Here is a 26,546-nt window from a genome sequence, read left to right as displayed (position 1 = left end):
CACGCACTGCACCATGCATCCCGGCGACAACTTGGCTAGAATGCCCGCCTTTCAAAGCCTTCGCCGGAACTGCCGTGAGCAAAGAACCCGACCGTATTTTCGCCCAGCCTCTGGCCCAGGTGCCTGATTTCGCCTTCAACGAAGACGTCGTGCGGGTATTCCCGGACATGATCAAGCGCTCGGTGCCCGGTTACCCGACGATTGTCGAGAACCTCGGCGTGCTGGCCGCGCAGTTCGCCCAGCCGCGCACCGTTCTGTATGACCTGGGGAGTTCTTTGGGCGCGGTCACTCAAGCGTTGCGTCGGCATGTGCGCGGTGAAGGCTGCGAGGTCATCGCGATCGACAACTCCAGCGCGATGGTCGAACGCTGCCGTGAATACCTCAACGCGCAGAACTCTATGTTTCAGGAGTTGCTGCCAGTACAGGTCGTCGAAGGCGATATCCTGGCACTGGAGTTCAAGCCCGCCTCGGTGGTGGCGCTGAACTTTACCCTGCAATTCATCGCCCCCGAACAGCGTCTGGCCCTGCTTGGCCGTATTCGTGACGCGCTGGTGCCAGGCGGTGCGCTGATCCTCTCGGAGAAACTGCGTTTCAACGATGAGCAGGAACACGCGCTGCTGACTGACCTGCACGTTGCCTTCAAACGCGCCAACGGCTACAGCGATCTGGAGATTTCCCAGAAACGCAGCGCCATCGAAAACGTCATGAAACCCGACAGCCTTGAAGAACACCGCCAACGCCTGCTCGCCGCCGGTTTCTCCAAGGTGGTGCCGTGGTTTCAGTGCCTTAACTTTGCCTCGTTGATTGCCCTGCCATGATTGATCTCGCCCCCCTTGTCCGTCGTCTGGCGGGCACCCCTCTGGCTGAATGGGCCAATGGCCTGCAAGCACAACTCGACACCAAAATGAGCAAAGGCCACGGCGACCTGCAGCGCTGGCAGAGCGCGCTCGACGCCCTGCCGGACCTGCAGGCCGACAAGGTAGACCTGACCGACAGTTTCACCCTGCAAGCCGATTGCGACGGTGAAACCCGCACCGTGCTGCGCAAGGCGTTGCTGGGCTTGTCGCCGTGGCGCAAGGGACCGTTCAACGTGTTCGGCGTGCATATCGATACTGAATGGCGCTCGGACTGGAAGTGGTCACGGGTATCTCCGCACCTCGACCTGAAGGGCAAGCGTGTTCTGGACGTCGGTTGCGGCAACGGTTACTACCAGTGGCGCATGCTCGGCGCGGGCGCCGACTGTGTGATCGGTGTGGACCCTAACTGGCTGTTCTTCTGTCAGTTCCAGGCCATGCAGCGCTACCTCCCCGACCTTCCCGCCTGGCACCTGCCCTTCGCACTTGAAGACCTGCCGGCCAGTCTGGAAGGCTTCGACACAGTGTTTTCTATGGGCGTGCTGTATCACCGCAAATCGCCGATCGACCATTTGCTGGCACTTAAAGACTGCCTGGTCAAAGGTGGCGAACTGGTGATGGAGACCTTGGTGATACCGGGCGACGTGCATCAGGTACTGGTGCCTGAAGACCGTTACGCGCAAATGCGCAACGTATGGTTTCTGCCATCAGTACCTGCGCTGGAGCTGTGGATGCGTCGCGCAGGGTTCACCGACGTGCGCTGCGTCGACGTCAGCCATACAACGGTGGAAGAACAGCGCAGCACCGAGTGGATGCGCTTTCAGTCACTGGGCGACTACCTTGACCCCGCTGACCACAGCAAAACCGTCGAAGGCCTGCCCGCGCCGATGCGTGCGGTGATCGTGGGACGCAAGCCTTGATGAATCGCTTATCTGGCAGCCGCGACAATCAGCGCTTTCATCTCTGACACCGCTGCCTTGAAGCCAACGAACAGTGCATGGGCCACCAGTGCGTGACCGATGTTCAGTTCGTTGATGCCCTTGATCGCAGCCACTGCCTCGACGTTGTGATAGTGCAGGCCGTGACCGGCGTTGACTATAAGCCCCTGAGCGAGGCCAAACGCCACACCATCGGCAACCCGTTGCAGTTCTTCGGCCACTTCGGTGGGGGTCTGTGCATCGGCATAACGGCCGGTGTGCAGTTCGATGGCTGGCGCGCCGACACGTTTTGACGCGGCGATCTGGCGTTCGTCAGCATCGATAAACAGCGAGACCTCACAGCCGATCCTTGCCAGCCGCTCGACCGCCGCCTTGATCCGCGCCTCCTGCCCGGCAACATCCAGCCCGCCTTCGGTGGTCAGTTCCTGGCGTGTTTCCGGCACCAGGCAGATATGCGCAGGACGAATGCGCTCGGCAAACGCGAGCATTTCTTCTGTCACGCCCATTTCGAAGTTCATGCGGGTCTGCAGCACGTCCTTGAGCAGCAGCACGTCGCGCTCCTGAATATGTCGGCGGTCTTCACGCAGGTGAACGGTAATCCCGTCTGCGCCCGCTTCTTCGGCGTCCAGCGCCGCTTTCACAGGGTCCGGGTAACGTGTGCCGCGGACCTGACGCAGAGTGGCCACGTGATCAATGTTCACGCCAAGAAGGATGCGGGTGCTTTGGGTCACGGTTGTCTCCAGAAAATGTGCGAGCTGATTGCTTGAAACTCGGGGCTATTTGAAACCGACAGATAAAGCAGAGCATAAAGCCTGATCACGGCTTGCGAAACAGTTCACGACTAACCAGCGGCCGCCCGCCGAGATGCACGGCCAGCGCCTGACGCATCAGACGTTTGGCCGCCGACAAGGCACCCGGAACACTCCAGTCGGCCTCAGACATCGCCAACAGCTCGGCGCCTTGAAACAGACCGGGCTGGAGCAGGTAAACGCGCTCGAGGCCGGCATCCACTTGCAGGCGGTACATGCCATCGACCGCCAGCGGATCACCATTGATATCGGCGTCCATGGCAAAGCCGTAGCCGAGGTCATCCAGCAACCGCCATTCAAACGAACGCAGCAACGGCTCCAGCGGACGGCCAAGCGCAAGCGCAATCAGCGTAGCGGCATAGTGATCGAACACAGCAGGGTGCGGGTCTTCGGCGGGTAGCAGGCGAATCAGCAATTCGTTGAGGTACATGCCACTGAACAGGGCTTCGCCGGTCATCCAGGTCGCAACGCCTGCACTTTCCATGCGACCGACATTTTTCAGTTCGCCGCGACCACGAAACTCGACTTCAAGCGGCACAAACGGACGTGCCAGCGAGCCAGCCTTGCCTTTGGCACTGCGCAACACGGCACGCAGGCGGCCCTGCGGGGTCAGGAAATCGACCAGTGCGCTGTTTTCACGGTACGCACGGCTATGGAGCACATAAGCAGGTTGGCCGGTGGGGGTGCTCATCAGGCGGGCTCGGAAGAGAAAGGTTCGCCCGGCCGCAGAAGGTTCGGGCGAAGGACAGCTTAAAGGTCGGCGTAGCCCAGAGAGCGCAGTGCGCGCTCGTCATCGGACCAGCCACCCTTGACCTTGACCCACAGGTTGAGCATGACCTTGGAGTCGAACAGCAGCTCCATGTCGCGACGGGCATCACTGCCGATACGCTTGATGCGGTCGCCCTTGTCGCCAATGATGATCTTCTTCTGCCCGTCACGCTCGACGAGAATCAGAGCGTGAATGTGCAGCGTACGACCCTGCTGCTTGAACTCTTCGATTTCGACGGTGATCTGGTAAGGAAGCTCGGCACCCAGTTGGCGCATGATCTTCTCGCGAACCAGCTCGGCAGCCAGAAAACGGCTGCTGCGGTCGGTAATCTGATCTTCAGGGAAAAAGTGATCGTTCTCTGGCAGATGGGTAGCGATCAGGCTTTCCAGCGCTTCCAGGTTATGCCCGTGCTGTGCCGAGATCGGCATGATGGAAGCATTCGGGAGTTGGCCTTGCAGCCACTCCAGATGCGGCATCAGATCACTTTTGTCTTCGATGCGATCAGTCTTGTTGATCGCCAGAATGACCGGGCCTTCCACGTACTGAACTCGCTCCAGAACCATTTGGTCCTCGTCGGTCCAGCGAGTGCGGTCGACCACGAAGATCACCACATCGACGTCTTTCAACGCCGCCGAAGCGGTCTTGTTCATGTAGCGGTTAAGCGCTTTTTCGCCATTCTTGTGCATGCCGGGGGTGTCGACATAGATCGCCTGCACGGCGCCCTCTGTCTTGATGCCCAGCATGTTGTGGCGGGTGGTCTGCGGCTTGCGCGAGGTGATCGCCAGCTTCTGACCCAGAATATGGTTGAGCAGCGTGGACTTGCCTACGTTAGGACGGCCGACGATGGCAACATAGCCACAGCGTGTTGCGGTTGTATCATTCATGACCGTTCTCCACGCCCAGGGCGATAAGTGCTGCTGCGGCGGCTACCTGTTCGGCAATCCGGCGGCTGACACCCTGTCCTCGGCTTTTTTCATTCAATAGGTTGATCTCGCATTCGACGAAAAACGTCCGGCAATGCGGCTCGCCCTGGATATCCACCACCTCGTAACGCGGCAAATCACAGGCCCGCGACTGAAGAAACTCCTGCAGTCGGGTCTTGGGGTCCTTGTTGGTGTCCACCAGCGTAAGGCTGTCGAACTCGGTCGTCAGCCAGGCCAGCACGCGTTCGCGCGCCGCTTCCATGCCTGCGTCAAGATAGATCGCCCCGATCAGCGCCTCGAGGGCGTCGGCCAGGATAGATTCACGACGGAAACCACCGCTTTTCAGCTCGCCAGAGCCAAGACGCAGGTACTCGCCCAGATCGAAGCCACGCGCCAGCAGTGCCAGGGTTTCGCCCTTGACCAGACGCGCCCGCAAACGTGACAGCTGCCCTTCGCGCGCCTGAGGAAAACGCTCGAACAACGCCTCGCCCGCTACAAAGTTGAGAATCGCATCGCCGAGAAATTCCAGCCGCTCATTGTTGCGACCGGCAAAACTGCGATGGGTCAGGGCCAGGATCATCAGCTCCTGATCCTTGAAGGTATAGCCGAGCTGACGCTCAAGGCGGCTCAAGGATACGCTCACGGTTTACCCACACTGAATTGCTTGTCGAACTTCAACACCAGATCGATGTTCTGGAACCAGGGTTCACGCTGCTCATAATTCAAATGAGCCTTGAACGCATTGTTCTCCACCGTCACTTTCAACGCCTTGTTCAAATCTATATCCCGAATACTGTTGACCTGCATGTTCTTACCGACATAACCGTAAAATTCGTCGACCGTGGTGATGTCCAGGGTCTGATTGGTGTCGACCGCTTCGATGATTTTTTTCATCGTCATATAGTCGAGGTAGTGCGGAACCAGCTTGAAGGCCGTGGTGGTTGCAAACGCGACCAGCGCCAGAACCAAAAGCCATCCCACGAACGAAAAACCTTTTTGAGAACCAGAGAACTTCATGTTCGACCTCAAAGGTGGACAGCCTGCCCGAGCGGGCCGGCGAATCGTTCAGCGGTTTCCCGTCAGCCCGAAATGACAAACGGCGCTGCTTATGGCAGCGCCGCATCGATTACTTGATCAACCCTACGCGTGCAAAATTAGGGAAGTGGCTCAACTTGGGTTCCGGCCAGCTCATCCAGACAGCGAAGGCCTTGCCCACGATGTTCTTGTCCGGAACCATGCCCAGCTCGTCCTTGGGAATGTTGGGATCATCCCAGTAACGACTGTCATTGGAGTTGTCGCGATTGTCGCCCATCATGAAGTAGTGCGCGGCCGGCACTGTCCACTCGCTGTCAGGCGGCGCACGGTAACGGCTCATTTCCTGGCGGATCTGGTGCTCTACAGCGCCCAGTTGCTCGTCGTAAAGTTCAGCGCTGCCCAGTGTACCGGGCTCGGTGCCGATCAGCTTCTTGGCCACCAGCTCGCCATTGATGAACAGGCGCTTGTCGCTGGTGTAGCGGATGCGATCACCTGGCAGACCGACCACGCGCTTGATGTAATTGACGCTCGGGTCGCTCGGGTAGCGAAAGACCATCACGTCGCCACGCTGCGGATCACCGATCTCGATCACTTTCTGGTCCAGAACCGGCAGGCGAATACCATACGCGAACTTGTTGACCAGAATGAAATCACCCACATCCAGCGTCGGCTTCATGGAACCCGAAGGGATCTGGAACGGCTCGACCAGAAACGAACGAAGCACCAGCACGATGAACAGCACCGGAAAGAACGATTTGCCGTATTCAACCAGCAACGGCTCCTTGTTCAAGCGCTCGACGACAGCAATGTCAGGTTCTCCGACGCTTCCCTGATAGTTGGAAATGGCGACCCGGCGACGAGGCGCGAGGATGACCAGATCAATCAGTGCAAGCACGCCACAGACGAAGACAGCGATGACCAACAACAGCGGGAAATTTAGTGACATAGGACCTGACTATTCCAACCTGAGCACGGCAAGGAAGGCTTCCTGTGGAATTTCCACGTTGCCGACCTGCTTCATGCGTTTCTTACCGGCCTTTTGCTTTTCCAGCAATTTACGCTTGCGGCTGACGTCACCGCCGTAGCATTTGGCCAATACGTTCTTTCTAAGCGCCTTGACGGTAGTCCGGGCCACGATCTGACCGCCAATGGCGGCCTGAATTGCCACGTCGAACATCTGTCGAGGGATCAGCTCTTTCATCTTCTCGGTCAACGCACGTCCTTTGTAGTGCGCGTTGTCACGGTGAACGATCAGCGCCAGTGCATCGACCTTCTCGGCGTTGATCAGCACATCGAGCTTGACCAGGTTAGCCGATTGGTAACGATCAAAATGATAATCCAGGGAAGCATAACCGCGGCTGACAGACTTGAGACGATCGAAGAAGTCGAGAACGACTTCGTTCATTGGCAAATCGTAGCTCACCTGAACCTGGGTGCCGAGGAACAGCATGTCATGCTGAACGCCGCGCTTTTCGATGCACAACGTAATGACGTTGCCCAGGTGCTCCTGCGGCACAAGAATATTTGCCCGAACGATGGGTTCGCGCATGTCTTCGATGGCCGACAGGTCCGGCAGCTTCGACGGGTTGTCGACGTAGACTGTCTCGCCGGTCTTCAGCAGCAACTCGAAGATAACGGTGGGTGCGGTGGTGATCAGGTCGAGGTTGTACTCGCGCTCCAGACGCTCCTGGATGATCTCCATATGGAGCATGCCCAGGAAGCCACAACGGAAGCCGAAGCCCAGTGCGTCCGAGCTTTCAGGCAGATACTGCAGCGAAGAATCGTTCAGCGTAAGCTTTTGCAGCGCCTCGCGGAAGTCTTCGAAATCGTCCGAACTGACCGGAAACAGGCCCGCGTAGACCTGCGGCTGAATACGTTTGAAGCCGGGCAGCATGTCCACATCAGGCGTGGTGCTGAGGGTCAGGGTATCGCCGACAGGCGCGCCGTGAATGTCCTTGATGCCTGCAATGATGAAGCCTACTTCACCGGCTTTCAGATCAACGGTTGCCGTGTGCTTGGGGTTGAACACCCCGACGCTGTCGACCAGATGCATCTTGCCGGTGGATTTGACGAGGATCTTGTCACCCTTGCGTACGCGGCCATGACGCACACGCACCAGCGACACAACGCCCAGGTAGTTGTCGAACCACGAGTCGATGATCAACGCCTGCAGCGGATCTTCGATGTTGCCGGTCGGTGGCGGAATGGTCGCTACCAGACGCTCGAGCACCTCATCCACGCCCATGCCGCTCTTGGCGCTGCACGCCACGGCATCGGTGGCATCAATGCCGATGATCTTTTCGATTTCTTCCTTGACGCGGTCCGGGTCAGCCTGGGGCAAATCCATCTTGTTCAGCACCGGCATGACCTCAAGGCCCTGCTCGATGGCGGTGTAGCAGTTGGCGACCGATTGGGCTTCAACGCCCTGACCGGCATCGACCACCAGCAATGCACCTTCGCACGCGGCGAGAGAACGGCTGACTTCATAGGTGAAGTCCACGTGCCCCGGGGTGTCGATGAAGTTCAGCTGGTAGGTGATTCCGTCTTTGGCCTTGTAGTACAACGTAACGCTATGGGCCTTGATGGTGATCCCGCGCTCGCGCTCGAGATCCATGGAGTCGAGCACCTGGGCTTCCATTTCGCGCTCGGACAAGCCGCCGCACATTTGAATGAAGCGGTCGGCCAGCGTCGACTTGCCATGGTCAATGTGGGCGATGATGGAGAAATTGCGGATATGACTCAAATCACTCACGGATCAACACTCAAAAAGGTTGCAGGCAGATTGCCCGCCGAAAAATAGCCGGGAATTGTACCTGAACTAAGCAAGAGGCGTCACGCTCGCAGGCACCCGGATCGGGGCAGTGCAAACAATCAGCCACAAAAAAGGGTGGCCGCAGCCACCCTTCCCGGTCACATCAGCCCGTTACTCGGACAGTTTGAAGGTGATAAAGGTCGCACGACCCTGACGCAGGACGCGCATCGAGACCGAGCGATCCTTGGGCAGGCTTTTCGCCACATCGGTAAATTGCTTGCCGGACATGATCGCCTGATTGTTCAGGTGAGTGATCACGTCACCCGGCTGCAAACCGATCAGGGACGCCGGACCGCCAGTGACTTCCTTGATTGCCACGCCACCTTTGATGTCCAGGTTTTTTTTCTGCTCGGCGGTCAGTTCGATCACCGAAACACCCAGACGATTGCTGCTGCGCTCGGCACCGGAGCCCGGGATGTCACCCATCTCCTGACCTTCATCAGGCAGCGCGCCCACGGTCACCGTCAGCTTTTGACGCTTGCCGTCGCGAATCACTTCAAGCTCGGCCTTGCTGCCGTCCTTGAGATTGCCGATCAAGTGCGGCAGGTCAGCCGACATGATGACTGGCTGGCCGTTGGCGCTGAGAATAACGTCGCCTACCTGCAAACCACCCTTGGCAGCCGGGCCATCTTCAAGCACCTGTGCAACCAGTGCGCCGGCAGGCTTGTCCAGACCGAACGATTCAGCGAGGTCCTTGTTCACTTCCTGAATGACTACGCCCAGCCAGCCACGGCTGACTTTGCCACTGGCCTTGAGCTGGTTGGCCACATCCATCGCGACATCGATCGGAATGGCGAAAGACAGCCCCATGAAGCCGCCGGAGCGAGTGAATATCTGCGAGTTGATCCCGACCACTTCGCCAGCCATGTTGAACAGCGGACCACCCGAGTTACCCGGATTGATCGCCACGTCGGTCTGAATGAAAGGCACATAGGTATCGTTTGGCAGACTGCGACCCTTGGCGCTGACGATACCTTTGGTCACCGAATGGTCGAAACCGAACGGCGAACCTATCGCGAGCACCCACTCGCCCACTTTGAGCGTGTTCGAGTTGCCCAGCTTGGCAGTCGGCAGGTCTTTGCCCTCGATTTTCAGGACCGCAACGTCGGTACGCGGATCGGTGCCCACCAGCTTGGCTTTCAGCTCGCTGCGATCGGACAGGCGCACCAGAATCTCATCGGCGCCATCGATCACGTGGTTGTTGGTCAGAACATAGCCATCAGGGGAGATGATGAACCCCGAACCCAGCGATTGAGCCTCACGCTGGCGATCCCCCTTCCCCACTCCCGGCGGGCGGGAACCCGGCGGCATGCTGCGTTCGAGAAACTCGCGCAGCACTGGCGGCAAGCCTTCCAGATCAGGCATCTGCTGATTGGCAACGGCGCGGTCCGGCAATTTCTGACGAGTACTGATATTCACCACTGCAGGCGATGCCTGTTCGACCAGACCGGTAAAGTCCGGCAGGTTCTCGGCCTGAGCCGTGGCGACCTGACCGAGCATCAGCACGGCGGCAATCAATGAGAAATAAGACTTCATGCGTGGTATCGACATACGGCTCCCGTTGGTAACGAGCAAATTAAGCAGTACAGAGCAACTGACTCAGCAACCTTGAGCAGTAACGCTCATTCCAGAGTCAGATATAGGGCCCACGAACGACAAAGGCCAGAGCTGCGAGGCTGTGACCTATAGAAAAAAATCGGATTTTTTGCAACTCGCAAACCTCACCAAACATTTCAGTATCTCGCGCAAGGCCAGTTTGACTGCGGTCTGGCGGCTCATTGAACCGAAGATGAAAACTTTTACATCCCGCGACCGGGCTGCTTCAAGTCTATTTCTTTGCTGACTCTTCATCACCGCGCATCGACAGCGCAATACGCTCAGCGGTACCCATCGGCACTTCTCCGACGACCGTCATCATCATGTCGCCCTGAGGCGTAGTGAGACGACGTGAGACTGCCACGGTAGGGCCTAGCTGAGTGCGAATATCCGACGAAGAACTGCCTTTCACCGCTTCAATGAACACCGAGAAGCTCGCCAGGCCATCGCCATACGTCAGACGAGTCACTGGTGACTGGCTTGCGCCGTCCTTGCGGACACCGCTACTGCTTAACTCAAAACCTGGCGGCAGCCAGTCAGAATGCCAGGCCACAGGGCTGGTAGCAGGCTCAGGCTTGGCTTTCGGAGCAGATACGGCTTTGCAATCGGCACTGGCATTGAGCGCCTGCTCGGTCAAGACACTGGCTGTATCGAGGTCGGTGAACTGGAAACGCTCAAGCAGTTGCCCTCGTTCGCTCAATAAGAGTGATTTGAGCAAGAGCCCGGTTTCGTTATCCAGATGCAGCTCGAGACCGTATCGGTGCTGATCTTTGGGCGTTACTGCAACGATTGTCGTCTGGCGACCGGCCACTCTGGATTTGCCGACTATTTTCATGTCGTACCAGGCAGAAAGTCTTTTGACATCAAACGCGCGAGAGGTAGAGACAGGCGGGTTGACGACACCCGCTTCAAGCGTACCGCTGACGCACTGAGTAAGCCCGCCAACACGTACCACTTCTTGAGCAGAGCCATCGAGTTGCAGCAAACGCTCCTGAACCTTGCCATCCGCTATGCGGTGCCAGATCCGGTGCGTAGAAAAACTACCGTTACGTTCGTAGACGAACGTACCCTGATAGCTTTGTTGCTGGTCAACCCTGGCAAGACGATTGATTGCGTCTTGCGCATCATCAGCGTGTACCGGGAGGGCAAGCCATCCACCAAATAGTAGCGGCAGCAGAGGGACGGCTCGCATGATCCTCCTTAACGGTTTTCCAGGCTCGCAGCGCGTGCATATGGCAGCGCGCTTTCAGTGCCTTTCAGCGCAGCTTCCTGTGCATGCTGACGCAGGTAACCCGGCAAACGCTGATCGGCTTCGCCAGCGCCCTGCAGTACACCATTGGCCATCGGACCAGGTGCTTGCTCGGCACTTTCAGTGTAACCGGCCAGAACTGCAGGACCCTTGACTTGCGGGACCGTCAGGTTGGCAGGCTGCTGAGTCTGCTGAGCAAGTTGCGCCCCTGCAATGTCGTCCTGATTGTACAGACGGACACCAGCAAGAACGGCAACAGTAACCGATGCTGCTACAGCCAGGCGACCCAGCGTACGCCAAGGACCACGTGCAACCTTCAGCGGGCTGACTTCATCGGCGATAGCGGCAGACACAGCAGCCGAAATATCCAGATGAGGGAGCAACAGCTCTTTGTGCATGGCTGCGCGGGCAACCTGATAACGCGACCAGGTGGCGCGAGTGTCGGCATCGTCAATGGCATTTAATACCCGACGTAATTCCAGTTCGTCCGCTTCGTTATCCAATACCGCGGACAGCGATTCCTGCAGGGCTTCACGACTCATGGCGGGTTCCTCTCTTGGGCTATCGCCGCTGTCTCAGGATTCCTGCAACAACGGCTGCAGGGCTTTATCGATGGCTTCCCGAGCGCGAAAGATCCGAGAGCGCACGGTACCAACAGGACACTGCATGACGCTCGCAATGTCTTCATAACTCAGACCATCGAATTCACGTAAAGTTAGTGCGGTACGTAAATCTTCCGGGAGAAGCTGGATGGTCCGATGGACGGTGCCCTCGATCTCATCCCTTAGCAATGCGCGCTCCGGCGACTCGATGTCCTTGAGGCCATGATCGCCATCGTAGAACTCCGCGTCTTCAGACCTGACATCGCTATCCGGTGGACGACGACCTCTCGACACCAGATAGTTTTTCGCCGTGTTAATGGCAATGCGATACAGCCATGTGTAAAAAGCACTGTCACCGCGAAAGTTTCCGAGCGCCCGATAAGCCTTTATAAAAGCCTCTTGCGCAACATCCTGAGCCTCATGGGTGTCGTGCACAAACCGCACGATCAACCCTAGAATTTTGTGCTGATATTTCAACACCAACAGATCAAATGCTCGCGTGTCGCCGGCTTGTACCCGCTCGACAAGCTGCTGATCCTCTTCCTGGGTTAGCATGAACACTCCTCGTTAAGCTTGAAGGAGCGTTGCAACTGATATTTCTCAGGCTCGCAAACATAGACTCGGGCTTTTCGCAAAAGTTCTCCCCCTTCCAGCAAGTTTCCTGCAGACCATCATAAACGCCTGCACGAAAAACGCAGCGCGACAAAGTCGGCTGCGCGAATAATCTTGTCGTCGGCTCGCAGTTGATGATCACTTATCTAACCCTGCAAAACGACGCTGTTCCTTTATAGGCAACCTGCTATTGAGTCTGGTTCTCATGAAAAAGTTCCATATACACAATTGCAGGGGTGAGCAGCACATTGTACGAAACGCCCTGAAATCAATGCACTGGCGCATGTCCAGTGACGATTCAAAGGGAAAACAATATGCAGGACGCTCAGGACTGGAGCACAATCCGGACCCGCCGTGGTCTCACATTGCCATGTAGGCGCGGCTATTGTGCCGTTACACCCATACTTATACTAGTAGCCGCCAAGGGCAGAATTCATAGATGAGTCGATATTTTCAGCACGACGTACTGGTAATTGGCAGTGGCGCTGCCGGATTGAGCCTGGCGCTGAACCTCCCCGACCACCTGCGGATTGCAGTTCTGAGCAAAGGAGATCTGTCCAATGGCTCGACCTTCTGGGCGCAGGGTGGAGTGGCGGCGGTGCTGGATGACACAGATACAGTGCAGTCCCACGTTGAAGACACGCTGAATGCCGGCGGCGGCCTGTGCGACGAGGACGCTGTTCGTTTTACGGTCGAGCACAGCCGCGAAGCGATTCAATGGCTGATCGATCAGGGCGTCCCGTTCACCCGCGACGACAAAGCAGAGGCCGATGAAAGCAGCTTTGAGTTTCACCTGACCCGTGAAGGCGGCCATAGCCACCGCCGAATCATCCACGCTGCAGACGCAACAGGAGCGGCGATTTTCCGGACGCTGCTGGAACAGGCACGCAAGCGACCCAATATCGAGCTGCTGGAGCAACGCGCCGCGATTGATCTGATCACCGAACGCCGCCTTGGGCTCGAAGGCCAGCGTTGCCTGGGGGCCTATGTTCTGGATCGCAACAGCGGCGAAGTGGACACTTATGGTGCGCGCTTTACCATTCTGGCTTCGGGAGGCGCCGCCAAGGTCTACCTGTACACCAGCAACCCGGACGGCGCGTGCGGCGACGGCATTGCGATGGCCTGGCGCTCCGGTTGCAGGGTGGCAAACCTTGAGTTCAACCAGTTCCACCCGACCTGCCTGTATCACCCGCAGGCCAAGAGCTTTTTGATCACCGAAGCGCTGCGCGGTGAAGGCGCACACCTCAAGCTGCCCAACGGCGAGCGTTTCATGCCGCGATTCGACGAGCGCGCAGAACTCGCCCCTCGCGACATCGTTGCCCGGGCAATCGATCACGAAATGAAGCGGCTGGGCATCGATTGCGTCTATCTGGACATCAGTCACAAGCCGGAAGCATTCATCAAATCGCACTTCCCGACCGTCTACGAGCGCTGCCTGGAGTTTTCCATCGACATCACTCGCCAGCCGATCCCAGTCGTCCCGGCAGCGCATTACACCTGTGGCGGCGTGATGGTCGACAGCAACGGGCACACCGATGTGCCAGGCCTGTACGCTATCGGCGAGACCAGTTTCACCGGCCTGCACGGTGCCAACCGCATGGCCAGCAACTCACTGCTGGAGTGCTTCGTCTATGCCAGATCGGCGGCGACGGACATCGAGCAGCAACTGGCTGATGTGCGCATGCCAACCGACCTGCCAGCCTGGGACGCAAGCCAGGTCACCGACTCGGACGAAGACGTGATCATTGCCCACAACTGGGATGAATTGCGGCGCTTCATGTGGGATTACGTCGGTATCGTGCGCACCAACAAACGTCTGCAACGCGCTCAGCACCGCGTGCGATTGCTGCTGGACGAAATTGACGAGTTCTATAGCAACTACAAGGTCAGCCGCGACCTGATCGAGCTGCGCAACCTGGCTCAGGTCGCCGAACTGATGATCCGCTCGGCCATGCAGCGCAAAGAGAGCCGCGGCCTGCATTACACGCTGGACTACCCTGACCTGCTGCCCGAAGCATTGGACACTATTCTGGTGCCGCCCACTTACGCCGGCTGAATTTGAGGCGCACACGCAGGCGTCGATGAATGTCGGAGCTCAGCGCGTCACCCGGTATGCAACAGCTTTTTATCGATCGGGATGGCCTGCCGTTGACGATCAAGCGAAAGCGCAATACCACCACCGGCGGCAGTGCCAGGCTGTCTGGGCATAACTGCACTGGCTGCCAGCCGCTACGCTCGCTCCACAAATGCCAGCCCTGTTGATCGCGCCTCAGCGCACGGAACGCTGTAGGGTGGCTGAACAGAACTGACCTGGGCAGCGACCATGCTGCATGCGCCATACACATCAGCACCCCTGCCATGACAAGCCACCAGTCGATGTCCAGCCACAACAGGGCGCTCAGCGCCAACACCTGAACAGCAAGATAAGCGGTCAGCAGCAGGCGCGACGCCTGCCAGTGACACTCGAAGTAATCATTCAGGCTGGACACGGTCCAGAATCATGCGAACCATACGCTGCAATTCAGCGTCCTCGGACTCGGCGCGCTGCATGAACCAGCCGAACATGTCCTGATCCTCACAGGTCAGCAGACGACGATAAAGATCGCGATCCACGTCGTTCAGATGCGGGTAGACCTCGCGGACAAATGGCACCAGCAGCACATCCAGTTCAAGCATGCCACGGCGGCTGTGCCAGTAAAGGCGGTTGAGTTCAACGTCTTCGACCATGGAGCGCTCCTCAAAGTAGGCTGCAAGTATACAGCCGCAAGACAGTCACGCGAATATCGCAATGGTCGCAGCAGTTTTCATGTACCCGTATGCATAACCTCGACTCGGCACTATGATGTGTCCCCGGACTTTTTTCCCAATCTGCGATGACCATGGCCCACACAGCTTTTTTCTGCACGCTATCCCATGAGGGCGTTCTCGCCGTTCGCGGCGTGGATGCCGGCAAGTTTCTTCAGGGGCAGTTGACGTGCAACCTCAATTACCTGAATGAAGACAGGTCCAGCCTCGGTGCGCGCTGCACGCAAAAAGGCCGGATGCAGTCGAGTTTTCGCATCGTCTTCGACGGCGACGGTTGCCTGCTGGCAATGGCCAGCGAGCTGATCGAGGCGCAATTGCTGGACCTGCGCAAATACGCAGTGTTCTCCAAATCGAAACTGACGGATGAAAGCTCAGCCTGGGTGCGCTTTGGTCTGCAGGACGGGGATGGCGCACTGGTCAGCCTTGGCCTGGATCTGCCTCAGGAGACCGATGCGGTCGTACGAAGCCAGGACATGCTCGCGATTCGCGTCTCCCCTGCCCGCGCCGAACTCTGGGTGCGTGCCGAACAGGCCGACGACATCAGATCGCGACTGGCTTCACAGCTGGCAGAGGGCCCGCTGAACGACTGGCTGCTGGGTCAGGTACGCGCCGGCATCGGTCAGGTGTTCGGCAGCACCCGCGAAGAGTTCATCCCGCAGATGATCAACCTGCAGGCGGTCGGCGGTGTCAGCTTCAAGAAAGGCTGCTATACCGGTCAGGAAATCGTGGCGCGCATGCAATACCTCGGCAAACTCAAGCGCAGGCTTTACCGGCTGACCCTGCAGGGCGATCAGGTCCCGGAGCCCGGTACAGCAGTGTTTTCCCCTGTGCATGCCAGCGCCGTGGGCAATGTCGTCATTGCTGCGCAGGCTGGTCAGGCAGTAGAACTGCTCGCTGTGTTGCAGGGCGACGCTGCCGAAAACGGTCGCATACACCTCGGCTCGCCCGAGGGTGCAGCATTGCAAATGAGCGACCTGCCCTACCAGCTGGACAGCAGACTCGAAACTCTGCGCTGAGCCCGACGAACACATTCAGGTTCCTACTGTCTTTAGAGCGATCCAGCGTGCACGCCGGCGTCCTCCGGGGCGCGTGAATAACGCTGGACACCCCCAACGGCTGCGAGAAGCAACATGAGCAAGATGGCTGACGAGGTGCAGAGGAACTTGATCAAGGCCATCGACAGAGATGCCTTGTTTCTGCCTACCCTGCCGGAAGTAGCACTGAAGATTCGCCTCGCCGCCGAAGACACTGAAATCAGTATTTCGGCCCTGAGCAAAGTCATCGGCAGCGACACAGCACTTTCTGCGCGCCTGATAAAGGTCGCGAACAGCCCCCTGCTGCGCCCGAATTTCGAAGTCAGCGACGTCAACACGGCGATACGGCGTCTTGGCGTCAACTACACCTGTAACCTGGCCATCGGCCTGGTCGTCGAGCAGATGTTCCACGCCAAATCACCTGTGATCGAGCAGAAGATGCGTGACATCTGGAAGCAAAGCCTGCAGGTCGCCGGTATCAGTTACACCCTGTGCCAGCGCTATACCCAGCTCAAACCCGATCAGGCGACGCTCGCCGGGCTGATTCACCTGATCGGCATTCTGCCGATCCTGACTTACGCTGAAGACCATTACGAGCTGCTGTCTGATCCGATCAGCCTCAACCACGTAATCGACAGCATTCATCCGGTCATTGGCGAGCGCCTGTTGCGCTCATGGGACTTTCCCGAGCCACTGTCATGCGTGCCGGGCCAATTCCAGAATTTCTCACGCATCTCCAGAACACCGGACTACACAGACCTGGTCCAGGTCGCGACAGTACACATCCACAAGAACACCGAGCACCCCTTCAGCCTCATCGAAATGACCGATCTGCCGGCCTTCAGCCAGCTAGGGCTTGCCAGGGCCGGTGATTTGCTGGATGCGCAGATGGACGAAGCCAAGAGCATGCTTTACTGACCTTGTCCGCCTCAGGACAGGGCAAAACTGACGCGTACCTTGAGCCCCCGCTCGGCACCGTCATGCAATGTGATTCTGGCCAGATGCGCGCGGCAGATCTCTCCCACGATGGCCAGACCAAGCCCCGCGCCGCTGCCCTGCTGGCCGCGACGGTAAAAACGTTCGAACACCCGCTCACGTTCATCAGCCGGGATGCCGGCCCCGTCATCTTCGACCTCAAGCACACCGGGCGCATAAACCCTCAGCACCACATTGCCGCCATGTGGCGTATGGGCCAGGGCGTTGTCTATCAGGTTGCTCAGCAACTCGTTCAACAAGGTCGGCTCGCCCCGCAGCCAGACCGGCTCGTCCGCCTCCAGCGCCAGTGCGACACCGCGCGAGTGAGCCAGCGGCGCCATCGCCATGCCCAGCTCCCGGGCCAACTGGCTGAGGTCCAACTGCTGTGCCCCGCCTTCGGCAATTGCTCTGGCACCGTTTTCAATGCGTGCCAACGACAACAGTTGATTAGCCAGGTGCGTGAGTCGATCTGTGCCGAGTGCAGCCGACTCCAATGTGTTACGCCATTGTTGCGGGTCACGCTCGCGCAGGCCAAGCTCGACCCGCGCTTTCAGGGCCGCCAGAGGTGTGCGCAACTCATGCGCGGCGTCGGCAATGAACTGCGCCTGACGCTCGAATTGCACGCGTAATCGTTCGGTAAAGTGATTGAGCGCGCCCACCAGAGGGCGCAGTTCGTGCTGCACTTCGACCATGGGCAGCGAGCGCAGATCGTCCGGCTGGCGCTCTTCGACCGCAGTGCGCAATCGCTCCAGAGGACGCAATGCCGCGCTGACCGTAAACCAGACCAGCAACAGCGCACCGCCACCCAGCATGCCCAGACGCAACAAAGTGTCGGCCATCAGACTGCGCGCCATGTTCTTGCGCGCTTCCTGGGTTTCTGCGACGCGGATTTCGGCAGTGCCGTTCATGCCCGGGTCGGTCACTGGCTTGAGAAGGCTGACCACCCGCACGTCCTGGCCCTGATAGATGCCGTTATAAAACTTGGCCAGGGCCGGATAATCATCGGTGCGCAGGGTGCCGGGGGGCGGCGACGGCAGGTTTTCGTAACCCGAAATCAGCTTCTGGTGAATGTCGTTTACCTGATAGTAGATGCGCCCTTCGCTGTCGTAGGCAAAGGTGTCCAGCGCCACATACGGGATGTCGGCGCTCAGGGTTCCGTCACGCTGAGTCAACCCCGCCGCGATGGTACGGGCCGAGGCCAGCAGCGTACGATCATAGGCGGTATCGGCCACTTCGCGACCGTTCCAGTAAGCGCTCATGCCGCTGGCCAGCATCAGCACCACCAGCAGCAACGCCAGATTCCACAGCAGCCGCCAACGCAGGCTGTCGTTAATCATCGCGGCTTTCAAGCAAATACCCCAGGCCCCGGAAAGTCACGATGGCCACAGAGTGCCCATCGAGCTTCTTGCGCAGCCGATGAATATAAATTTCGATTGCGTCAGGGCTGGCTTCTTCATCCAGGCCGAACACCTGCGCCGCCACTTGCTCTTTACTCATTACCCTGCCAGGTCGTGCGATCAGCGCTTCCAGCACTGCCTGTTCGCGAGAGGTCAGAGTCAGTAGTTCGTCGCTCAGCGTGAAACGCCGCGTGTCCAGATCGTAGACCAACACCCCGCAACGCTGCTGTCGTTCGCCGCCCAGCACGCTGCGACGCAGCAAGGCCTTGACCCTGGCCTCGAGTTCGGAGAGTTCGAAAGGTTTGGCCAGATAGTCGTCGGCACCAAGATTCAGGCCATGAACCCGATCCTTGACGTCGCTGCGAGCTGTCAGCATCAGCACCGGGAGGTTTTTACTGCGTGCCCGCAAGCGGGCAAGAACTTCAAAACCGTCCATGCGCGGCAGCCCGACATCGAGAATGGCAACGGCATACTCCTCGCTGCTCAGCGCCAGATCGGCGGCTACGCCATCGTGCAGCACATCAACGGTCAAACCCGCTGCCTTGAGCGCCTGCGCGACACTTTCAGCCAATTGCAGATGATCTTCCACGAGAAGAACACGCATCGCCGTCTCCCGATAGTCACGGTTATTGTCAGTGTGTGTGGCAGCGGAGTTTACAGACAGACCGCCAGCTGTGAAGCACAGAAACGACTCATATCCCTGGAATGGCGAATCGAAAGCCAGCTGAAAGGTTTGTGAAAGGTTGGTCGTTTAGCATCGCGATACGGCCCGACCAAAGGGTACGTATAAAGCAGGCGCCCGGATGCGTCTAAAAAATAAAAACAATAAATCAGTAAACGGAGTCACACATGTCCAAGCCAGCCCAGGCTCGACCGTTCGTTGATCGCCTTTCATCCGCGAATGGCTCACTGCGAACACTCTCCCGATTGCCCCCTTCTCGAATCGCCAGCACCACCTTCCGTAACCGCGATATTTTTCTGTCAGCGAACGGTGTCCCGTCGTACCCCTGACGAAAACGATTGTTGCCAGCTTCTTCTCTGATCAAAACACCCAAAAACAAAAAAATGGAGACTGAACATGAGATTTTCCCTGCGCCACATAGCGGCCACCGCCGGATGCATGCTGATTGCCAGCCAGTTGCTCGCTGAGCCAAGGCGCCCGGAGTGCATCGCTCCCGCGTCACCAGGCGGAGGCTTCGACCTGACCTGCAAGCTGATACAAAGCGCGCTGATCAACGAGAAGATTCTGACAACCCCCATGCGCGTGACCTACATGCCCGGCGGCGTCGGTGCAGTGGCCTACAACGCCGTGGTAGCTCAGCGCCCGGCAGATGCAGGCACGCTGGTCGCCTGGTCCAGCGGCTCATTGCTGAACCTGGCGCAAGGCAAATTCGGCCGTTTCGATGAAAACGCCGTGCGCTGGCTCGCCGCCGTAGGCACCAGTTATGGCGCTATCGCAGTCAAAAGCGACTCGCCCTATAAAAACCTCGACGACCTGGTCAAGGCGCTTAAAGCCGACCCGAGCAAAGTCGTGATCGGCTCCGGCGGTACGGTAGGCAGTCAGGACTGGATGCAGACTGCCCTGATCGCCAAAGCCGCTGGTATCAACCCGCGTGCTTTGCGCTACGTTGCACTGGAAGGTGGCGGCGAAATCGCCACCGCGCTGCTCGGCGGTCATATTCAGGTAGGCAGCACCGACATCTCCGACTCCATGCCGCACATTCTGAGCGGTGACATGCGCCTGCTTGCCGTGTTTGCCGACAAGCGCCTCGACGAGCCGGAAATGAAAGACATCCCCACCGCCAAGGAACAGGGCTACGACATCGTCTGGCCGGTGGTGCGCGGTTTCTACCTCGGGCCAAAGGTCAGCGACGAAGACTACAACTGGTGGAAAGCCTCGTTCGACAAGATTCTGGCCTCGGAAGACTTCGCCAAGCTGCGTGACCAGCGCGAGCTGTTCCCGTTCGCCATGACCGGCGCGGAGCTGGACACCTACGTCAAGAAGCAGGTAGCCGATTACAAATTGATGGCCAAGGAATTCGGCCTGATTCAGTAATCGAACACACTTGACTGACTATCAGTGGCGCCTGCACAGCGGGCGCGACTCAGGAGCTTCTCATGGTCATACAACGTATTTTCGCTGCCGTGCTGTTGTTAGCATGCGCAGGCCTGGCCCTCATGGCCTGGCCTTATCAGGCGCCATTTTCCTACGAACCGGTCGGCCCTCGCGCCTTTCCCTTGCTGATGCTGGGGCTGATGGGCATCGCCCTGCTGTATCTGTTGATTCGCCCTACAGCCATTGTCCACACCGAGGAGGAACCTGCGCTGGATCGCGAAACGCTGGTCAAGATCGGCCTGTGCATTGTGTTGCTGCTGATCTTCGCCGGGTTGTTCGAACCGCTGGGCTTCATTCTCAGCAGCATTCTGATCGGCATTCCCATGGCGCGCCTGTACGGCGGACGCTGGCTGCCCAGCGTCGTGGTGGTGATTCTGATGAGCGTCGGCCTTTACCTGCTGTTCGACAAGGCCATGGATGTCCCCTTGCCTTTGGGCCTGCTTCGCGTTCTGGAGAACTGACATGGATACTTTCAGCTACCTGGGCCAGGGCTTCGGCGTCGCGCTCACCCCGTACAACCTGATCACTGCGCTTTCCGGCACGCTGATCGGCACCGTCGTCGGCCTGCTGCCGGGGCTGGGACCGATCAACGGCGTGGCGTTGTTGATCCCTATAGCCTTTGCCGTGGGTCTGCCGCCCGAGTCGGCGCTGATTCTGCTTGCGGCTGTGTATCTGGGTTGTGAATACGGCGGACGGATCAGTTCGATCCTGCTGAACATTCCGGGCGAGGCGTCAACGGTCATGACCACCCTGGACGGTTACCCGATGGCCCGCCAAGGGCTGGCCGGGGTGGCCTTGTCGCTGTCGGCGTGGAGCTCGTTCATCGGCGCGTTCATCGCTACCTGCGGCATGGTGCTGTTCGCGCCGCTGCTCGCCAAATGGGCGATTGCTTTCGGCCCGGCGGAGTATTTCGTGCTGATGGTGTTTGCGATTGTCTGTCTGGGCGGCATGGCCGGTGACAGGCCACTCAAGACGTTCATCGCTGCACTGATAGGCTTGTTTCTCTCCGCAGTAGGCATAGACGCCAATAGCGGGGTGTACCGTTTCACAGGCGATAACATTCACCTGACGGATGGCATCCAGTTCGTGGTGCTGGTCTTGGGGTTGTTTTCGATCAGCGAAATTCTGCTGCTGCTGGAAAAAACCCATCGAGGTCAGGAGGCGGTCAAAGCCACCGGCCGCATGATGTTCAACTTCAAGGAAGCAGCCTCGGTTTTTGCAGTCAACATTCGTTGCGGGCTGCTGGGGTTTATCCTGGGCGTACTGCCGGGCGCCGGTGCAACGCTGGCCAGTGCGGTCGCCTACATGACCGAAAAACGCATCGCCGGTGCCAGTGGCAAGTTTGGCCAGGGTGACATGCGCGGTCTGGCCGCCCCGGAAACCGCCATCGGCGCCACGGCCTGTGGTGCGCTGGTGCCCATGCTGACGCTGGGCGTTCCTGGCTCCGGGACCACGGCAGTGATGATCGGCGCGTTGTCGCTTTACAACATCACGCCCGGCCCGATGTTGTTTCAGCAGCAACCGGATATCGTCTGGGGCCTGATCGCTTCGTTGTTCGTCGCCAACATCATGCTGGTGATTCTCAACATCCCGATGATCCGCATCTTCACCCGTATCCTCGCCGTGCCGAACTGGGCGCTGGTGCCGGTGATCGCGATCATCACCGGCATCGGTGTGTATGCGGTGCACGCCACTACGTTTGACTTGTTCCTGATGGTCGGCATCGGCATCTTCGGTTACATCCTGCGCAAGCTGGACTTTCCACTGTCGCCGATCCTGCTCGGCTTCATCCTTGGCGGCCTGATGGAACAGAACCTGCGCCGCGCCCTGTCGATTTCCAACGGCGAGCTGGGGATTCTTTGGGCCAGCCCGATCACCCTCGGCGTCTGGGTGGTGACCGTGTTCATGCTGCTGTTCCCGCTGATCCGTATCTGGCGCAAGCGCGCCAAACAGCAGGCTGCTGCGACGCATGGCTGATTCGTCCTTGCGTCAATGGTGGGCAACGCCACTGGTCGGCCTGCTGGGCGGTTACCTCGCCAGTCAGGTCGGCTGGCCGCTGCCGTGGATGGTTGGCTCGTTACTGGCAATCATCCTGGTACGTTGCCTGACGCCTTGGCAGCTCGGGCAAGTTCCAGGCGGCCGAAAATGCGGTCAGCTGATCGTGGGAATCGGCATCGGCCTGCATTTCACCCCGGTGGTCATCGAACAGGTACTGGAGCATTTCGGCCTGATTTTCATCGGTGCACTGGTCACCAGCCTGTCGTGCCTGGTGGGCGTCTGGTTGATGCTGCGCACCGGAGAAGACCGCCCGACTGCGTTTTTCTCAAGCATGCCGGGCGGTTCCGGAGAGATGGTCAACCTTGGCGCGCGCAACGGCGCCAGGCTCAGCAGTGTCGCCGCTGCGCAAAGCCTGCGGGTGCTGGCGGTGGTGTTGTGTGTGCCGGCGATTTTCAAGTACTTGCTGGGTGATGGAGCGCCCGCATTACACAGCACTGTTGTCGATTGGCGCTGGCTGGCATTTCTACTGCCAGTCGGGGCGGCGCTGGCCTGGCTGTGGCAGCGTCTCAAACAGCCCAACCCGTGGCTGTTCGGCCCATTGCTGCTCAGCGCGGTGGTGAGCGTGGTATGGGATCTGAGAATCGGCTTGCCCAATGGTGCCAGCCAGCTCGGCCAGTTGCTGATCGGCAGCGGGCTGGGTTGTCACTTCAATCGGGAGTTCTTCAGGCGTGCACCGTCGTTTCTGGCCCGTACGCTACTCGGCACTGCGCTGACCATGTTGATCGCAGCGCTGGCCGCATTGGGCCTCAGCGCCCTCACAAATCTGGATTTACGCTCGCTGACGCTGGGCATGATGCCCGGCGGCATCGCCGAGATGAGCCTGACCGCCGAGGTGCTGCAGTTGTCAGTGCCACTGGTAACGGCCATGCAGGTCATGCGCTTGCTGTTCGTGCTGTTTCTGGCCGAGCCGCTGTACCGACGCTGGAACAAACGGCTGGCCGACTGAGCGACTCAGTCAGTTCGCAAGCCCCCCACTCAAAGCGCAGGCAGTCGCCAGTTGATCGGCGCCAGGCCGTTTTGCTCAAGGTACTTATTGGCACGCCCGAAGTGCCCGTTGCCCAAAAAGCCTTTATAGGCAGAGAGCGGTGAAGGATGGACGGACGTCAACACCAGATGCTTGGTCGCATCGACCAGCTTCTGCTTGCTTTGCGCATGAGCGCCCCACAACAGAAAGACCAGATGCGGTTGATGCTCACTGACCACCTGAATGATTCGGTCGGTAAAATGCTGCCAGCCTTTCCCCGCATGAGAAGCAGCGTTTGCGCGTTCGACCGTCAGGGTAGTGTTGAGCATCAGCACGCCCTGATCAGCCCACGATTGCAGGCAGCCATGATTCGGAATATCGATATTCAGGTCGCGCTTGAGCTCTTTATAGATGTTGACCAGCGATGGCGGCGTCGGCACGCCCGGTTGAACCGAAAAGCACAGACCGTGTGCCTGATTGGGACCGTGATACGGGTCCTGACCGAGGATCACCACTTTCACGTTATCCAGCGGCGTCGAGTTCAGCGCATTGAAAATCAGCGGTCCGGGCGGATAGATTTCCTTGCCGGCCGCATGCTCCTGACGCAGAAACTCACGCAATTGAGCCATATAGGGTTGTTCGAATTCGTCACGCAAGGCTTCTTTCCAGCTTGGCTCAAGCTTGATGCGGTCGTCGCTAGTCATGGTTACATCCGCTAAAAACAATGCGCGGACACTAGGAAAGCCCGGCAGCAAAGTCAATGCTGGATGCGCGATGCGCGTCCAGGGCCGGAAGCAAAACTTACATAAAGGCATGCCGACGCGGTGCGTCGGCAGCAAGACTAGACAGGGTGAGGTTTCAGCTACCGATGGCCGCCACGGCCATCGCCGCGCCCGCCTCTGCCGTGGTCGCGACCATCGCGGCCATCTCGCCCGCCACGACCGCCGTGGTCATCCCAGCCGCGATTGCCACGGTCCCCGCGAAAGCCGTCATTACGTCCGAAACCGCCATTACCACCAAACCCGTCATTGCGGCGGAACCCGTCATGTCTCCAGCCATAGCCCGGTGGACGCCCCGGCTGGTAGTAGCGCGGCACAGGGGGTGGCGCGTAATAGCGCGGTGCCGGAGCGTAGTAACGCGGTTGTTCGTAATAGCGTGGTTGCGGTGCTACGTAGATGCGCCGTTCCTGGTAATACGTTGTGTTATAGCCGTTGTCATACGCGTAAGCGCTGCCGCGAACAACGGTAGTCGGTTGTGTGTACACGTCGGATTCATAGTAACCAGGGCCTGCGTAGCAACCGGCAAGGAAAAGGGTCAGCAACGTGATGAGCAAAGGTCTTCGATACATGGCGGCCTCCTGGACCGCGATTGGCACAAACCAGCGACGCTGGTCGGCGTCCACCAAACAGGCTGGCGGACAGAAAATCAGACAGCGAAAAGCCTTTCTAGTGCCCTTTACGCGCTTTTTATAAAGCCGCGTGAAGCGTGTAGATCCGGGCTGGAATGGCCGTGAAACAAAGACTTGCGGAGCGGTTTGAGCGTTCCGCAAAGATGCTACAAAACATTTCACTCCATCAAACATGCTCGCGCTTCATCCCGGTGCATACCGCACCAGCAAAAGGCAGCCTCATTCCTGCAGGCCAGTAACGATTTGCCATGCAGCCTTCAAAATCAAGGCGTGCAAAGAGTTGGCACAACTCTCGCTTGATAACTCACGTGCAGGAGTCAACACAGGTTCGCGGCACCACAATTTGCAATAGCCGACTAGGGTTCCGGCTTGCCGACAGGCAAGTGGCTGGTCCGAGAGTTGGCGACCTCCAGTAGAGGTTACACGGCGGGACAAAAGCCCGGGAGACAGGGACACCAGTGGTGTCACGTTGCTCCTGGCCGCCTTTTTTCACTACTGGAGATTTCTCGACATGCAAAAGCCTCGTCTTTTCGGTCTGCTCACTGCAGGCCTGCTTGCTGCGTTGAGCCTCTCGGCGAATGCCGCCCAGAAAGATCATTTCAACGTTTGCTGGACCATCTACGCAGGCTGGATGCCGTGGGAATACGCAGGTAGCCAAGGCATCGTCGACAAGTGGGCGAAAAAGTACGGCATCAAGATCGATGTCACCCAGCTCAATGACTACGTCGAATCCATCAACCAATACACCGCCGGCCAGTTCGATGGCTGCACCATGACCAACATGGACGCCCTGACCATCCCGGCTGCGGGCGGCGTGGAAAGCACTGCACTGGTCGTCAGCGACTTTTCCAATGGCAACGACGGCGTGGTGATCAAGGGCGAAGGCAAGAAAGTGGCCGACCTCAAAGGCATGGACGTCAATCTGGTTGAGCTGTCGGTTTCCCATTACCTGCTGGCCCGCGCGCTGGACAGCGTCAAGCTCAGCGAAAAGGACCTCAAGGTCGTCAACACCTCGGATGCCGATATCTCGGCAGCCTTCAACACCGATGACGTGCAGGCGGTTACCACCTGGAACCCGATGCTGTCGGACATCAAGGCCAAGCCTGGCGTGACTGAAGTGTTCAACTCCAGCCAGATCCCTGGCGAGATCATGGACATGATGGTCGTCAACACCCAAACCCTGAAAGACAACCCGGCACTGGGCAAAGCCCTGACCGGCGCATGGTTTGAAGTAGTCGGCCTGATGAACGCCAAAAACGCCCAGGCCAAGGCCGCTCTGGAACACATGGCCAAGGCGTCAGGCACTGACCTGGCCGGTTTCCAGGCGCAGCTGGACACTACCAAGCTGTTTGCCACGCCCAAGGAAGCGCTTGAGTTCGCCACCAGCAGCCAGTTACCTGAAACCCAGCGCAAAGTCGCCGACTTCTCATTCGCCCACGGCCTGCTCGGCGAAGGCGCGCGCGACGCGAACGCGGTCGGCATGTCGTTCGCAAACGGTGTGATCGTCGGCGACAAGGCCAACCTCAAGCTGCACTTTGACCCCAGCTACGTGCAGATGGCCGCCGACGGCAAGTTGTAAACCACGCTCAG

Annotated in this window: 27 protein-coding genes and 1 riboswitch; of the genes, 10 read left to right on the top strand and 17 right to left on the bottom strand. The window is 58.7% G+C overall.

Annotation, left to right across the window (positions count from 1 at the left end; all coding sequences use genetic code 11):
* The first annotated feature begins 74 nt into the window (after positions 1 to 74).
* Together cmoA and cmoB are read left to right on the top strand one after the other, a co-directional pair.
* Positions 75 to 818 carry a carboxy-S-adenosyl-L-methionine synthase CmoA gene (gene cmoA / locus POR16_RS05595; protein ID WP_005889259.1) on the top strand — a complete coding sequence of 248 codons (744 nt, stop codon included), beginning with the start codon at positions 75 to 77 and terminating at the stop codon, positions 816 to 818.
* Positions 815 to 1,774, top strand: a complete 960-nt coding sequence (cmoB, locus tag POR16_RS05590) for a tRNA 5-methoxyuridine(34)/uridine 5-oxyacetic acid(34) synthase CmoB (RefSeq protein ID WP_005889257.1) — start codon at positions 815 to 817, stop codon at positions 1,772 to 1,774. Before cmoA ends, cmoB begins: the two co-directional genes overlap by 4 nt.
* 8 nt (positions 1,775 to 1,782) lie before the next feature.
* Here the strand turns inward: cmoB and pdxJ are convergent, their stop codons facing one another.
* The 11 genes from pdxJ to rpoE form a co-directional block, all read right to left on the bottom strand.
* Entirely contained in the window at positions 1,783 to 2,523 is a 741-nt protein-coding gene (gene pdxJ, locus POR16_RS05585) for a pyridoxine 5'-phosphate synthase (RefSeq protein ID WP_005889255.1), read from the bottom strand.
* Positions 2,524 to 2,608: 85 nt separating this feature from the next.
* A complete protein-coding gene (gene recO / locus POR16_RS05580) occupies positions 2,609 to 3,292 on the bottom strand; it encodes a DNA repair protein RecO (RefSeq protein ID WP_005889253.1) in 684 nt (227 codons plus the stop codon).
* Positions 3,293 to 3,351: 59 nt separating this feature from the next.
* Positions 3,352 to 4,254, bottom strand: a complete 903-nt coding sequence (gene era / locus POR16_RS05575) for a GTPase Era (RefSeq protein WP_005889251.1) — start codon at positions 4,252 to 4,254, stop codon at positions 3,352 to 3,354.
* Positions 4,247 to 4,936 carry a ribonuclease III gene (gene rnc / locus POR16_RS05570; RefSeq protein ID WP_005620106.1) on the bottom strand — a complete coding sequence of 230 codons (690 nt, stop codon included), beginning with the start codon at positions 4,934 to 4,936 and terminating at the stop codon, positions 4,247 to 4,249. Before rnc ends, era begins: the two co-directional genes overlap by 8 nt.
* A complete protein-coding gene (locus tag POR16_RS05565; protein WP_005889246.1) occupies positions 4,933 to 5,310 on the bottom strand; it encodes a DUF4845 domain-containing protein in 378 nt (125 codons plus the stop codon). Before POR16_RS05565 ends, rnc begins: the two co-directional genes overlap by 4 nt.
* A gap of 109 nt (positions 5,311 to 5,419) precedes the next feature.
* On the bottom strand, positions 5,420 to 6,274 hold the full coding sequence (gene lepB, locus POR16_RS05560) for a signal peptidase I (RefSeq protein WP_005889244.1): 855 nt from the start codon (positions 6,272 to 6,274) through the stop codon (positions 5,420 to 5,422).
* Positions 6,275 to 6,283: 9 nt separating this feature from the next.
* On the bottom strand, positions 6,284 to 8,080 hold the full coding sequence (gene lepA / locus POR16_RS05555) for a translation elongation factor 4 (RefSeq protein ID WP_024671681.1): 1,797 nt from the start codon (positions 8,078 to 8,080) through the stop codon (positions 6,284 to 6,286).
* Positions 8,081 to 8,251: 171 nt separating this feature from the next.
* On the bottom strand, positions 8,252 to 9,676 hold the full coding sequence (locus tag POR16_RS05550) for a DegQ family serine endoprotease (protein ID WP_234778656.1): 1,425 nt from the start codon (positions 9,674 to 9,676) through the stop codon (positions 8,252 to 8,254).
* 292 nt (positions 9,677 to 9,968) lie between these two features.
* On the bottom strand, positions 9,969 to 10,928 hold the full coding sequence (locus POR16_RS05545) for a MucB/RseB C-terminal domain-containing protein (protein WP_005889240.1): 960 nt from the start codon (positions 10,926 to 10,928) through the stop codon (positions 9,969 to 9,971).
* Between the two features lie 8 nt (positions 10,929 to 10,936).
* A complete protein-coding gene (locus POR16_RS05540) occupies positions 10,937 to 11,527 on the bottom strand; it encodes an anti sigma-E factor RseA C-terminal domain-containing protein (RefSeq protein ID WP_005889238.1) in 591 nt (196 codons plus the stop codon).
* A gap of 33 nt (positions 11,528 to 11,560) precedes the next feature.
* Positions 11,561 to 12,142 (bottom strand): RNA polymerase sigma factor RpoE/AlgU, encoded by a 582-nt coding sequence (gene rpoE, locus POR16_RS05535; protein ID WP_005889236.1) that lies wholly within the window; start codon positions 12,140 to 12,142, stop codon positions 11,561 to 11,563.
* A 496-nt stretch (positions 12,143 to 12,638) separates the two neighbouring features.
* Here rpoE and nadB point away from each other — a divergent pair, with 496 nt between their 5' ends.
* Positions 12,639 to 14,255, top strand: a complete 1,617-nt coding sequence (nadB, locus tag POR16_RS05530; RefSeq protein ID WP_005889234.1) for an L-aspartate oxidase — start codon at positions 12,639 to 12,641, stop codon at positions 14,253 to 14,255.
* Here the strand turns inward: nadB and POR16_RS05525 are convergent.
* Both POR16_RS05525 and POR16_RS05520 read right to left on the bottom strand, forming a co-directional pair.
* A complete protein-coding gene (locus POR16_RS05525) occupies positions 14,224 to 14,688 on the bottom strand; it encodes a protein YgfX (protein ID WP_005889233.1) in 465 nt (154 codons plus the stop codon). The genes nadB and POR16_RS05525 overlap by 32 nt on opposite strands.
* Complete coding sequence (locus POR16_RS05520; RefSeq protein WP_005889231.1) at positions 14,672 to 14,926, bottom strand: FAD assembly factor SdhE; 255 nt, start codon at positions 14,924 to 14,926, stop codon at positions 14,672 to 14,674. Before POR16_RS05520 ends, POR16_RS05525 begins: the two co-directional genes overlap by 17 nt.
* A gap of 152 nt (positions 14,927 to 15,078) precedes the next feature.
* On the opposite strand from POR16_RS05520, the gene ygfZ reads away from it, so the two are divergent.
* Positions 15,079 to 16,020 (top strand): CAF17-like 4Fe-4S cluster assembly/insertion protein YgfZ, encoded by a 942-nt coding sequence (ygfZ, locus tag POR16_RS05515; protein WP_042932204.1) that lies wholly within the window; start codon positions 15,079 to 15,081, stop codon positions 16,018 to 16,020.
* A 114-nt stretch (positions 16,021 to 16,134) separates the two neighbouring features.
* Positions 16,135 to 16,956, top strand: coding sequence for an HDOD domain-containing protein (locus POR16_RS05510; protein WP_005889227.1), 822 nt, complete (start codon positions 16,135 to 16,137; stop codon positions 16,954 to 16,956).
* 11 nt (positions 16,957 to 16,967) lie between these two features.
* Here POR16_RS05510 and POR16_RS05505 read toward each other — a convergent pair whose 3' ends face one another.
* Both POR16_RS05505 and POR16_RS05500 read right to left on the bottom strand, forming a co-directional pair.
* The gene (locus tag POR16_RS05505) at positions 16,968 to 18,350 is read right to left on the bottom strand and encodes a sensor histidine kinase (RefSeq protein ID WP_005889224.1); all 1,383 of its coding nucleotides are present in this window, start codon (positions 18,348 to 18,350) and stop codon (positions 16,968 to 16,970) included.
* Positions 18,343 to 19,014 carry a response regulator gene (locus tag POR16_RS05500; RefSeq protein WP_005889222.1) on the bottom strand — a complete coding sequence of 224 codons (672 nt, stop codon included), beginning with the start codon at positions 19,012 to 19,014 and terminating at the stop codon, positions 18,343 to 18,345. The genes POR16_RS05505 and POR16_RS05500 overlap by 8 nt, the downstream gene beginning before the upstream one ends.
* A 468-nt stretch (positions 19,015 to 19,482) precedes the next feature.
* Here POR16_RS05500 and POR16_RS05495 point away from each other — a divergent pair, with 468 nt between their 5' ends.
* The 4 genes from POR16_RS05495 (at position 19,483) to POR16_RS05480 (ending at position 23,530) form a co-directional block, all read left to right on the top strand.
* The gene (locus POR16_RS05495; RefSeq protein ID WP_172678978.1) at positions 19,483 to 20,466 is read left to right on the top strand and encodes a Bug family tripartite tricarboxylate transporter substrate binding protein; all 984 of its coding nucleotides are present in this window, start codon (positions 19,483 to 19,485) and stop codon (positions 20,464 to 20,466) included.
* A 62-nt stretch (positions 20,467 to 20,528) separates the two neighbouring features.
* The gene (locus POR16_RS05490) at positions 20,529 to 20,987 is read left to right on the top strand and encodes a tripartite tricarboxylate transporter TctB family protein (protein WP_005889220.1); all 459 of its coding nucleotides are present in this window, start codon (positions 20,529 to 20,531) and stop codon (positions 20,985 to 20,987) included.
* A 1-nt stretch (position 20,988) separates the two neighbouring features.
* Positions 20,989 to 22,503, top strand: a complete 1,515-nt coding sequence (locus POR16_RS05485; protein ID WP_005889219.1) for a tripartite tricarboxylate transporter permease — start codon at positions 20,989 to 20,991, stop codon at positions 22,501 to 22,503.
* Positions 22,496 to 23,530: an AbrB family transcriptional regulator gene (locus POR16_RS05480; protein WP_005889218.1), complete on the top strand. Its 1,035-nt coding sequence runs from the start codon at positions 22,496 to 22,498 to the stop codon at positions 23,528 to 23,530. The genes POR16_RS05485 and POR16_RS05480 overlap by 8 nt, the downstream gene beginning before the upstream one ends.
* Before the next feature lie 29 nt (positions 23,531 to 23,559).
* On the opposite strand, the gene ung is transcribed toward POR16_RS05480, so the two are convergent.
* Both ung and POR16_RS05470 read right to left on the bottom strand, forming a co-directional pair.
* Positions 23,560 to 24,252, bottom strand: coding sequence for a uracil-DNA glycosylase (ung, locus tag POR16_RS05475; RefSeq protein WP_005889217.1), 693 nt, complete (start codon positions 24,250 to 24,252; stop codon positions 23,560 to 23,562).
* 158 nt (positions 24,253 to 24,410) lie between these two features.
* Positions 24,411 to 24,812: a hypothetical protein gene (locus POR16_RS05470; RefSeq protein WP_162010126.1), complete on the bottom strand. Its 402-nt coding sequence runs from the start codon at positions 24,810 to 24,812 to the stop codon at positions 24,411 to 24,413.
* Between the two features lie 489 nt (positions 24,813 to 25,301).
* A riboswitch (guanidine-I (ykkC/yxkD leader) is annotated at positions 25,302 to 25,404 on the top strand.
* 63 nt (positions 25,405 to 25,467) lie between these two features.
* Between POR16_RS05470 and POR16_RS05465 the strand changes: the two genes are divergently transcribed.
* Positions 25,468 to 26,535, top strand: coding sequence for a putative urea ABC transporter substrate-binding protein (locus tag POR16_RS05465; RefSeq protein WP_024671693.1), 1,068 nt, complete (start codon positions 25,468 to 25,470; stop codon positions 26,533 to 26,535).
* The last annotated feature ends 11 nt before the right edge of the window (positions 26,536 to 26,546 follow it).

The organism is Pseudomonas coronafaciens pv. oryzae str. 1_6 (assembly GCF_000156995.2).
GTDB classification, from domain to species: Bacteria; Pseudomonadota; Gammaproteobacteria; order Pseudomonadales; family Pseudomonadaceae; genus Aquipseudomonas; species Aquipseudomonas tremae.
Note: the sequence above shows the minus strand (reverse complement) of the source record. Positions and strands in the feature narration are given on the sequence as shown.